Origin of the sequence: Lysobacter antibioticus HS124, assembly GCF_000336385.2 — a bacterium.
GTDB classification, from domain to species: Bacteria; Pseudomonadota; Gammaproteobacteria; order Xanthomonadales; family Xanthomonadaceae; genus Lysobacter; species Lysobacter firmicutimachus.
Genome location: NZ_HG424512.1, coordinates 1 through 8974, shown reverse-complemented (window position 1 = coordinate 8974; position 8974 = coordinate 1). Strand labels below are relative to the sequence as shown.

Annotated in this window: 13 protein-coding genes; 6 read left to right on the top strand and 7 right to left on the bottom strand. The window is 67.3% G+C overall.

The annotated features are described in order from the left end of the window. The first annotated feature begins 5 nt into the window (after positions 1 to 5). Positions 6 to 119: an SDR family oxidoreductase gene (locus tag TX83_RS12790; protein WP_315851268.1), complete on the top strand. Its 114-nt coding sequence runs from the start codon at positions 6 to 8 to the stop codon at positions 117 to 119. A 227-nt stretch (positions 120 to 346) separates the two neighbouring features. Here TX83_RS12790 and TX83_RS12785 read toward each other — a convergent pair whose 3' ends face one another. Next, on the bottom strand, positions 347 to 1111 hold the full coding sequence (locus TX83_RS12785) for a DUF72 domain-containing protein (protein ID WP_064748344.1): 765 nt from the start codon (positions 1109 to 1111) through the stop codon (positions 347 to 349). A 140-nt stretch (positions 1112 to 1251) separates the two neighbouring features. Here TX83_RS12785 and TX83_RS12780 point away from each other — a divergent pair, with 140 nt between their 5' ends. Together TX83_RS12780 and TX83_RS12775 are read left to right on the top strand one after the other, a co-directional pair. Continuing rightward, positions 1252 to 1593: a cupin domain-containing protein gene (locus TX83_RS12780; protein WP_064748343.1), complete on the top strand. Its 342-nt coding sequence runs from the start codon at positions 1252 to 1254 to the stop codon at positions 1591 to 1593. Between the two features lie 60 nt (positions 1594 to 1653). Next, the gene (locus TX83_RS12775; protein WP_064748342.1) at positions 1654 to 2154 is read left to right on the top strand and encodes a pyridoxamine 5'-phosphate oxidase family protein; all 501 of its coding nucleotides are present in this window, start codon (positions 1654 to 1656) and stop codon (positions 2152 to 2154) included. Positions 2155 to 2280: 126 nt separating this feature from the next. Here the strand turns inward: TX83_RS12775 and TX83_RS12770 are convergent, their stop codons facing one another. Continuing rightward, positions 2281 to 3867: an alkaline phosphatase D family protein gene (locus tag TX83_RS12770; protein ID WP_064748341.1), complete on the bottom strand. Its 1587-nt coding sequence runs from the start codon at positions 3865 to 3867 to the stop codon at positions 2281 to 2283. 194 nt (positions 3868 to 4061) lie between these two features. Here TX83_RS12770 and TX83_RS12765 point away from each other — a divergent pair, with 194 nt between their 5' ends. Both TX83_RS12765 and TX83_RS23900 read left to right on the top strand, forming a co-directional pair. Beyond that, complete coding sequence (locus TX83_RS12765) at positions 4062 to 4364, top strand: hypothetical protein (protein ID WP_064748340.1); 303 nt, start codon at positions 4062 to 4064, stop codon at positions 4362 to 4364. Positions 4365 to 4456: 92 nt separating this feature from the next. Beyond that, complete coding sequence (locus TX83_RS23900) at positions 4457 to 4855, top strand: hypothetical protein (protein WP_261370124.1); 399 nt, start codon at positions 4457 to 4459, stop codon at positions 4853 to 4855. 144 nt (positions 4856 to 4999) lie between these two features. On the opposite strand, the gene TX83_RS23355 is transcribed toward TX83_RS23900, so the two are convergent. After that, positions 5000 to 5440, bottom strand: a complete 441-nt coding sequence (locus TX83_RS23355; RefSeq protein ID WP_064748338.1) for an Hsp20/alpha crystallin family protein — start codon at positions 5438 to 5440, stop codon at positions 5000 to 5002. A gap of 192 nt (positions 5441 to 5632) precedes the next feature. Here TX83_RS23355 and TX83_RS12750 point away from each other — a divergent pair, with 192 nt between their 5' ends. Beyond that, positions 5633 to 6187: a GNAT family N-acetyltransferase gene (locus tag TX83_RS12750; protein WP_064748337.1), complete on the top strand. Its 555-nt coding sequence runs from the start codon at positions 5633 to 5635 to the stop codon at positions 6185 to 6187. A 113-nt stretch (positions 6188 to 6300) separates the two neighbouring features. Here the strand turns inward: TX83_RS12750 and TX83_RS12745 are convergent, their stop codons facing one another. The 4 genes from TX83_RS12745 to TX83_RS12730 form a co-directional block, all read right to left on the bottom strand. Then, on the bottom strand, positions 6301 to 6810 hold the full coding sequence (locus TX83_RS12745; protein WP_079248210.1) for a CDP-archaeol synthase: 510 nt from the start codon (positions 6808 to 6810) through the stop codon (positions 6301 to 6303). Positions 6811 to 6919: 109 nt separating this feature from the next. Continuing rightward, entirely contained in the window at positions 6920 to 7171 is a 252-nt protein-coding gene (locus tag TX83_RS12740; protein WP_064748334.1) for a DUF6868 family protein, read from the bottom strand. Between the two features lie 204 nt (positions 7172 to 7375). After that, on the bottom strand, positions 7376 to 7828 hold the full coding sequence (gene trxC / locus TX83_RS12735; RefSeq protein WP_064748333.1) for a thioredoxin TrxC: 453 nt from the start codon (positions 7826 to 7828) through the stop codon (positions 7376 to 7378). After that, the gene (locus TX83_RS12730) at positions 7825 to 8304 is read right to left on the bottom strand and encodes an OsmC family protein (protein WP_064748331.1); all 480 of its coding nucleotides are present in this window, start codon (positions 8302 to 8304) and stop codon (positions 7825 to 7827) included. The genes trxC and TX83_RS12730 overlap by 4 nt, the downstream gene beginning before the upstream one ends. Positions 8305 to 8974 lie beyond the last annotated feature (670 nt).

The window sequence follows — 8974 nt, the reverse complement described above, 5'->3', positions numbered from 1 at the left end:
GGCGCATCGCCGAACCCGACGACATCGCCGAAGCGGTCTGCTTCCTGCTGTCCGACCGTGCCCGCCACATCACCCTGCACGATCTGCGCATCGACGGCGGCGCGACCCTCGACGCCTGAGCGCACGGTCGAAACCCTGCGCACGACGGTCGCCCGCAAGATGCCCAGCGTCGCCGAAGGTGCGTTGGCGCCGGTGGCCGAGGCGTACTCGGGGCTGGACGATGCCGAGGTCCCGGCACCAATCGGGCGTTGCGGTGCGCTTTCCGCGCATCCTGCGCAGGCGCCACAACAAACCCGCGGCCGAAGCCGATCGGTTGGACACGCTGCGGCGCTAGATCCCGCGCGGCTCAGTCCGCACCCGCACACAGCGCCTGCAGGGCGAGCGCGTCCTCGACCGCATGTCCGGCCGCGGTATTGTCGAAGATGCACCAGGCCTCGGCATCGCCGGACGATGCCAGCGCCGCCTGCGCCATCGCCCGCAGGCGCTGCGACCCGTAGGCGCTGTAGTAGACCTGCGGCGAGCCGTGCCAGCGCCAGTAGCGCACGCCGCCAGCGGCGCCAGGCGTCGCGGCGGCGGCGAGCGGTAGCGCCGGATCTACCCCGGCGCGGCCGATCCGGTGCCGCTGCAGCAGCGCCTGCGCGGCCGGTTCGAACCAACTGCGGTGGCGTGGCTCGCACACCGCCGGCGCAGCGCTGCGCCGGCCGAGCATGGCGAAGAAGTGCGCCGCGACCGCGGCATCGAAGGCCAGCCGCGGCGGCAACTGCACCAGCAGCACGCCGAGCTTGGCGCCTAGCCCTTCGACCTGGCCGACGAACTCGGCGAGCGGTTCGCCGACGCTGCGCAAGCCGGCCTCGTGGGTGATGCTGCGCGGCAGCTTCACGCTGAAGCGGAAGCCGTCGGGCACGCTGGCCGCCCAGCGTTCGTAGGTCGCACGCCGGTGCGGGCGATAGAACGAGGAGTTGATCTCGACCGCATCGAAACGGCTGGCGTAGCGCTGCAGGACGCTGTCGCCGGCGCCGAAGTGCGATCGGGATGCGGCCGGCAGCGACCAGCCTGCGCAGCCGATGCGCAGGCGCTGGGGCGAGGCGGCGGATCGATGCGCGGTAGGCAAGCTGCGATTCCGGGTAGAGGGTGGGTCGATGCTTGGGCTCGCTTCGTTGTCGCGGCGTGAATGCGGGTTTCTTCACGCCGCCGCTGTGCGCGCTTAACGCCGCAACCGCGAGGCTGTGGCCATCGCAAGGGAGAACCCAGATGCAATACAAGCATTTTCGCTTCGGCAAAGGGTTTCGGGTCGCGTTCACGTTGCGCCGCGCCCAGGCCGCCGAGATGGTGATCGCGCCCGGCGACAGCGAGGGCGGTCCGGACAATCGCCATCGCGGCGCCGACCAATGGCTGTACGTCGTGTCCGGCACCGGCGTGGCGATCGTCGAGGGCGTGCGGCGGACCTTGCGCGCCGGCAGCCTGATCGCGATCGAACGCGGCGAGCGCCACGAAATCCGCAATACCGGCCGCAGTCTGCTCAAGACCGTCAATTTCTATACGCCGCCGGCTTACGACCCGGACCAAGACCCGCTCCCGGCCGGCAAACGTTGAGCTGCCCGGCCCACCGGCTATCGATCGCTCGACTTCGACCCAGCGTTCAGGAGACCGTACATGTCGCATACCCCGCAGGAACTCGAGCAGAAATTCTGGAAGGCACTGGAGTCCGACCGCACCGTGATGCTGGGCTTGGAGAGCGCAGGCGGCCGCCTCGGTTTGCCGCGGCCGATGACCGCGCTGTACGAGCACGCGCACGGGCCGATATGGTTTTTCACCGCGACCGACAACGGGCTGGTGCAGGCCCAGGACGGCGACTCGGCTGCGGCGGTGATGACCCTGGCCTCGAAAGACCATGCACTGTTCGCGACCGTGACCGGTCAACTGCATCGCCGGCTCGACCGTGCGGTGATCGAGCGGCTGTGGAATCCCTTCATCGCCGCCTGGTACGAGGGCGGCAAGGACGATCCCAAGCTCGCCCTGCTGCGGTTTGATCCGGACCAGGCCGAAGTCTGGCTCAACGAGAACAGCCTGCTGGCCGGGGTGAAGCTGCTGCTCGGCGCCGATCCCAAGCGCAGCTACCGCGACAAGACCGCCAGGCTGGATCTCAAGCATTGAGCCCCAGCGAATCCGGTTTCAGGGAGTAGGAGCGGCACGAGCCGCGACCGCGTCCCGTCCCGGTCGCTACGCCGCGACCTGCAACCCAGCGGCCGTTGCGCCGCCAGTTCCCCAAGCCGCTAACCCTCAAGCCGCCGCCAAGCTCTTGGCATACACGCTGCGCCCGTCGAGATCGCGCAAGTCCACCCGCAACTCGCGGGTCAACGGATCGATATTGACCTCGCCGAAGAACTGATAGCCCGCCAGCGGCGAGGCGTTGGCATGCGGCGGCGCCTTCTGGAACACCACCTGCGGGCCGAAAGTCGCATCCAACGCGTTCGGCCCGAACGAACCGGCATTGAGCGGCCCGGCGACGAACTCCCAGAACGGCGCGAAATCCTGGAATGCCGCCCGGTTCGGGTCGTAATAGTGCGCGGCGCAGTAATGCACGTCGGCGGTCAGCCAGACCACGTTGGGTACGTCGCGGATCGCCCGCAGCAATTCGGCGAACTCCAGCTCGCGCCCGCGCGGCAGACCCGGATCGGCATTGGCGACCGCTTCCCAGCGCTTGCGACCGGCGGTGTCGCTGCCGTCCGGCACCTGCAGGCCCAGCGGCATATCGGCGGCGACGATCTTCCAGGTCGCGCGCGAGCGGCGCAGGTTGTGGATCAGTTCGCGCAGTTGGCGACGGCCGAGGAAGACGGTATCGGCATCCGGCGCAGTCTGCAGATTGTGCGTATTGGGGCCGCGATAGCTGCGCATGTCGAGCATGAACACGTCCAGCAGCGGGCCGTAGTGCACGACCCGGTCGATCCGCGTCGCCGCAGCATCGCGCAGCCGACGCTGCGGCGAGTACTCGAGAAAGGCCTGGCGCGCACGCCGCACCAGCAGGTCGACATCCTTCACCGCATAACGCGGATCGGCGTTCAGATCCTTGCCCGGCGACCAGTTGTTGACCACTTCGTGATCGTCCCACTGCCACAGCTGCGGCACCTGCGCGGCGAATCGGCGCAGGTGCGCATCGCGCAGGTTGTAACGGTAGCGGCCGCGGTACTCGTCCAAGGTTTCGGCGACCTTATGCACGCCTTCGGCGACCAGGTTGCGCCAGATCCGCCCGTCTTCGGCGGCCTGCTCGGCGGCGATCGGCCCGTCGGCATAGACGCTGTCGCCGGAGTGCAGGAAGAAGTCGGGGTCCCGCCGGCGCATGGCCTCGAAGATGCGCATGCCGCCGATCTCCGGATTGATGCCCCAGCCCTGGCCGGCGACGTCGCCGCCCCATACGAATCGCACCGGCCGCGAACGATCCGGCGCGGCGCGCAAACGGCCTTCGCTCCATGCGCTGCGCAAGCCGCTATCGGCGTCCTCGAACGCGACCCGCACATGGCGTGCGGCACCGTCGGGCCGCAAGGGCAGGTCCAGGCGGGCGGTGAAGTCGCTGCCCGCGGTGGCCCAAGGACCGCACAGGCGCAGTGGGCGGCGGAAGCGTTCGTCGCGGTCGATCTCCACCCACATGCGCGAAACACGGTCGCTGCGTGCCCAGACAGTGGCTCCTTGTGCGCCGACATCGCCGAATTGGATGCCGTAATCCAGGCGCGGCCGCGCTGTCTCCGATGCGATCACCGCCGGCGCGGCCAGGGTGGGCAGGGCGAGACGAGCGGCGCCCCACCCGAGGGCAGCGGCGCTTTGACCTAGAAAACGGCGGCGGGGCAGGGCGGTATCGTCGCGATCGTGCATGGCGGCGGCTCGGCACGTAGGGCTGGGGGAAACGTCACCGTAGCGAGCCGATGTGGCAGCCTCGTTGCGTCGGGGCCGGACCGAATGCGACCGATTGCTCATCCTGGATCGCGGTGCGCGCAGCAAAGCGTGCGCAAGCGCGCTAGGATCGGCGGGCGAGGGCGCACGACGACGCCCGGCGGAGGGACAGGGCCATGCGCAGCACGACGATTCATCGCCTGGCGATCGCGACCCTACTGCTGGCCTCGGCGGTGCCGGCCTGGGCCGCGCTGCCGCCGTTTTGGCAAAGCAGCCGCGAAATCCAGGCCGTCACCGGCAGCCAGGACGTGGCCGCAGCGTTGAAGCAGGCGCCGATCGAGCGCATCGAGCGGGCCCAGGGCGGCTATCGCGTGTCGTCGCAGACCTGTTCGGTGCTGGTGAAGGTGATCTACGAGAAGTCGACCATGCCGGGGCCGCAGAAATTCCGCATTCAGCCGGGCAAGGCCGAATGCCGTTGACGGCGCGGCACCGGTGAGATGCGAGCGCCGTCGTAGGCTGGATGCTCGCGCCGGAACGGTAGGTCCGATGGAGAACGCCTGAGGGGGCAGGGATGCGAATTCCGATCTTGGTCTTGGCCTTGTGGCCGGCGCTGGCGACGGCGCAATTGCACGTGTCCGCGCCGAAACCGCGTCCCGCGGCGCCGGCACGCGCCATCACGGTCAGCTACCGGCCGGTGGACTGCAAGCGCTTGACCGAACACCACCCGGCACAGCCGTGGCTGCGCCAGGTTTGCGAGAACACCGACTACAACGCCTCGATGGTGCTGGCCCGCGGCCTGGGACGGCCGCATCCGTCGCCGAGCGTGATCGGCCTGCCGGCGCACGGCTCGGCGCCGGCGCGGCAGTACGGCCTGGCCTGCATCGGCCAGTTGGCCATGAAGCGGCTCGACAACGGCTGGGAACAACTGCGCGATCGCGAGGGGCGCTATCAGCGTTGCCGCGACCTTTAGGCGCAGGAGCGAAATCGCGCCGTTGCAGAACGGATCCGGCGATACGGCAGGCTCGGCGGCGGGTCCGTTCGCATCGGTGCGGGCGCCGGGCCGGCAGCGGCGTTGCGCTCGCCGCCCCCGGCTTGGCCCGTCGGCATCCGGCGTTCAGCCGACCGAGATCCGCTTGCCGGACGCTGCGTTCTTCTTGGGCAGATTGAGGCTCAGCACGCCGCCGTCGTAGGCCGCCGTCGCCTTTTCGCCGTCGATTTCCAGCGGCAGTCGGAACGAGCGATACGCTTGGCCGCTGAAGCGCTCGCTATGGATCTGCTTGCCCTTTTTGTCCGACTTGTCGCGGTTCACTTCCGCCCGGATGCTGACCTGGTGGCCTTCGACGGACACGTCGATGTCGGTTTTCTTGACGCCGGGCAGGTCGATGAGGACGCTGTAATGGTCCTCGTCCTCGCGCACGTCCAGGCGCATTTCCATCGCCCGCTCGTACTCCTTGGCCAGGGCGGGACGGACGCCGAGTCCGTTGAGCCATTCGTCGAAGAAGGGATCGATCCGGGCGAGCGGGCCGACCGGATTCCAAGTGGTGGGCAGTGCCATGGCGCGTCTCCTGATTGGCGATGCCGGCCGGCGCGAATCGCCGGCGGCGACGTCAGTGTGGATCGGCGATCGATGTGGAGCTTGACCCGGGTCAAGGCGCGGCGGCAACCGACCGGTCGCTGCTTGACCTGGATCAAGCGGCCGGCGAAACACCGGGTCTAGCTTGACGGACACGACCGCAGGAGAATCGTCATGAGCCATGGTCCTTTGCTGTTCACCCCTTCCGCCGGGCCGGAGTATCCGCGTTGGTCGGAGACGCTGCGCGATCGCAGCCATGTTCTGATCCGTCCGATCCTGCCGCAGGACAAGGAGGCCGAGCGCGCGTTCATCGAGGGATTGTCCGCCGAGGCCAGGCGCTATCGTTTTCTGGGGCAGGTCAAATGCCCCAGCGACGCGATGCTCGAGCGGTTTACCCACGTCGATTACGTGCACGAAGTCGCTTTCGTTGCGGTGGTCGCCGAAGACGGCCACGACCGCATCGTCGGCGTCAGCCGCTACAGCACCGATCAGGAAGGCACGCAATGCGAATGCGCGGTGACAGTCAGCGACGCATGGCAGCACAAGGGGTTGGGCACACTGCTGATGCGCCACTTGATCGAGGTCGCCCGCGCTCGCGGAATCCGACGCATGAGCTCGATCGATTCCGCCGAGAATGTGCAGATGCGGGATCTGGCGCGCTATTTGGGTTTCCAGAGCCGGGTCGATCCCGACGACGCCAGCCAGGTGATCTACGAACTGTCCCTGTAGCGGGCGGAGCGCCGCGTCCCCAGCGGCGAAAACCCGCGGGCCGGGAAAGGGCTCTGCCAAAGTAGGCATCTCGGACCTGTCCCGGTTCCGCTTCGTCCAGTTTCTGGCGCGGTTCACCAGGGACTGGTCTTGATGCCCAACCGAAAAGCGATCCGGTTGACGAGAATGTCGCCGATCAGCGAGATCGCCAGAAGGAAGACCGCGTCTGCGACCGACAATGCGGCGAACGGGCCGACCAGCAACAGCGATCCCAGCACGAAGTCCAACTGGTCGAACGGTATCCAAGGCGCACCGGGAGCGATCTTCCGTCGCCGCTTGAAATAGCTCTTGACGCAGTCCCCGATCATCGCGCCGATACCGAAGCCCAGTCCGATCCAGGGCCAGTGCGTGTAGTCGACGAGAGGAGCGGGAAGGGCGAGCGCTTTCTGCACGGCCGCGATGGGTACCGCGGCCAGTACCCCGAACGCGAAGCCGAGCACGGTCTTGTGCTCGCCCAGGCTCGGCGCGTGGATCGGTCGATTCCAGCCCCGCCAGTAGCGCACGAAAGGCGGCGCCATGTTGGCGACATAGGCCGGGGCCATGAAGTAGAGCAGTTGCAGTGCGCGATCGATGAGTTCGGACATAAAGGTCGCCATCGGCGATTCGCAGCGGTACCGACTCTGCAGGAGGCCTCAACGTTCGCGGTGGCGGGCGGCTGGGACAAATCAGACCGCCGGTCGAGGCGGGCGAACCTCAGCCCTGGCGCAGCAGGTACAAGGTCAGCCAAGGGACGATGAAGAACAGCCAGATCGCCAGCTTGTATGCGCCGAAGAGCAAATAGGCCGCCTGATGAATCTGGGCGCGATCCAGTGTGAACCAACGCGCGTGCAAGCGGCAAAGGGCGTCGCCGATCAGCACCCAGGCCAAGAAGCCGAGCAGCAATATCGCGTAGTTGAGCGAGGCACCGAGCAGCAGGAAGGATTGCAGTTGCGGCAGTGTCATCATCGATGCACCTCCCGTCGTCGCTGCGATCGTGCCGTTTTCTCGGCGCGGGCGAATTGATCCGGGTCAACGCAGGCGAAGATCGCTCCAGCCGGTAGGGATTCGTTCGGGAGGCCGTTCGTCAGCGCGCCGGGCTGTTCTCAAGCATGCGTGTCTCAAGCATGCGTCCGCCAATGCAGCGCACGCGGCCCTTTCCGGCGTCGGTCTTCATCGCGACATGCCGCGGGCGAGTTCGGCGCTCGCCCAGCGTACGATGTCGGCGGTCGACACCGCGCCCGAGCGCCGGGCAAGTTCCTTTCCATGGTGGAACAGCGCCAGGGTAGGGATGCTGCGCACCGCGTGGCTCGCACCGAGGCCCGGCTGCGCCTCGGTGTCGATCTTGGCCAGGCGCAGCATGGGCTCGAGCTGCGCCGCAGCGGCCTCGAACTGGGGCGCCATTGCCCGGCACGGGCCGCACCACGGGGCCCAAAAGTCGACCAGCAAGGGCAAATCGCTCCGCTCGGCGTGCACGGCGAAACTGTGCGGATCGAGCGCGACCGGTTGGCCTGCGAACAGCGGTTTATGGCAGCGGCCGCACCCGGGCGCGTCGCGCAGACGCGAACGCGGAACGCGGTTCAGCGCGTGGCAATGCGGACAGGCGATCGTCGCAGCGTCGCTCATGAGCCGGCCTCGAAACTCTTGTCGCCGAGCAGGCGATGACGATGCGCATCGTACACGGTGACGTCGACGTTGATGCCTTGGCGAACGCTTTGAGTGACGATGCAGAACTCCTCGAACTGCTGCAGAATCCGTTCGAGATGGAGGTACTGCTCGTTGCCATCCGGCAAATAGAGTTCCGCCGAAATGCGGGGGATACGCCAGCGCCCTTGGGCGTTTCGGATCAGGGTGGCGCTGATTTCCCCGCGCAACTTGTCTGGCCCATTGCCGTACTTGCGCAGCGAGAACAGCAGGCTTGCGGCGAGGCAATGGGCGATGCCGGTGAGCAACAGGCGGGCAGGGTTGGGGCCGCGTCCTTCGCCGAGCGGGGGTTGTTCGTCGACAAGCAGGGCATCCAGCCCGGCCTCGTCGAACTCCACACGGAAAGCATAGTCCTCGTCCTGCTCGAGTCGGACCCGGATCGGGTGTTCTCCGGTCATATCGTCACCCTGTCTGCTGATCGTGCTGCGGCAGTCGCCGATGGTGCTGCAACCTAGGCCGGATGCTCGCCATCAACGCGGTCGACCTGGAAACATTATGCGAAGTTTTGTTCGGCGTTGGCAATGCGGAGGGTAAGGATCGGTACGGGCCGTGACGCGTAACGAATCGGTATCCGCTGCCTGCGGAGCCTGGAGTGATCGGCCGGCCACCCGGCGATCCATCGCCAGTTAAGGGCGTGTCGCCCGCGCATTCGGGGCGAACGCATTCGGGGCGAAATCATCGGGATGGTGAGTCCGAGTGCGGACCTTTGGGTACGGTTATGCGTGAGCGCAGCCCGGCGCACCGACCAGATCGAGATTCCGCGCTGCGCCGGCGCGCTGGGGCCTAGAAGTCGACTGTGCTGCCTGGGTGACCGAGTCGGGTCGACGGTCGATGGCGTTCTGGATGTTGCCGTTGACGTTGGAGGTGCCGACGCAGGCCGCGTAGCTGGGGGGGGGGCACCGTTTCCCGTGGCCGCAAGACGGCGAGCTGGGCAGCTCATGTCCGGGGTGGTTGGGTAAATCGAGCGAAGTCTGGGTGGTGCCGGGCCTGATAACATAATATCGATTATGCGAAATTATGGGCGCGGTGTGGTCGCGGCTGGTGCGGCTCCTGCGTGGTCTCCTGGCG

Coding starts and splice junctions, on each gene's coding strand:
- TX83_RS12765 (WP_064748340.1), top strand. CDS start 4,062: ATGCGCAGCACGACGATTCATCGCCTGGCGATCGCGACCCTACTGCTG.
- TX83_RS12750 (WP_064748337.1), top strand. CDS start 5,633: ATGAGCCATGGTCCTTTGCTGTTCACCCCTTCCGCCGGGCCGGAGTAT.
- TX83_RS12775 (WP_064748342.1), top strand. CDS start 1,654: ATGTCGCATACCCCGCAGGAACTCGAGCAGAAATTCTGGAAGGCACTG.
- TX83_RS12730 (WP_064748331.1), bottom strand. CDS start 8,304: ATGACCGGAGAACACCCGATCCGGGTCCGACTCGAGCAGGACGAGGAC.
- TX83_RS12745 (WP_079248210.1), bottom strand. CDS start 6,810: ATGTCCGAACTCATCGATCGCGCACTGCAACTGCTCTACTTCATGGCC.
- TX83_RS12740 (WP_064748334.1), bottom strand. CDS start 7,171: ATGATGACACTGCCGCAACTGCAATCCTTCCTGCTGCTCGGTGCCTCG.
- TX83_RS23355 (WP_064748338.1), bottom strand. CDS start 5,440: ATGGCACTGCCCACCACTTGGAATCCGGTCGGCCCGCTCGCCCGGATC.
- TX83_RS23900 (WP_261370124.1), top strand. CDS start 4,457: ATGCGAATTCCGATCTTGGTCTTGGCCTTGTGGCCGGCGCTGGCGACG.
- trxC (WP_064748333.1), bottom strand. CDS start 7,828: ATGAGCGACGCTGCGACGATCGCCTGTCCGCATTGCCACGCGCTGAAC.
- TX83_RS12770 (WP_064748341.1), bottom strand. CDS start 3,867: ATGCACGATCGCGACGATACCGCCCTGCCCCGCCGCCGTTTTCTAGGT.
- TX83_RS12780 (WP_064748343.1), top strand. CDS start 1,252: ATGCAATACAAGCATTTTCGCTTCGGCAAAGGGTTTCGGGTCGCGTTC.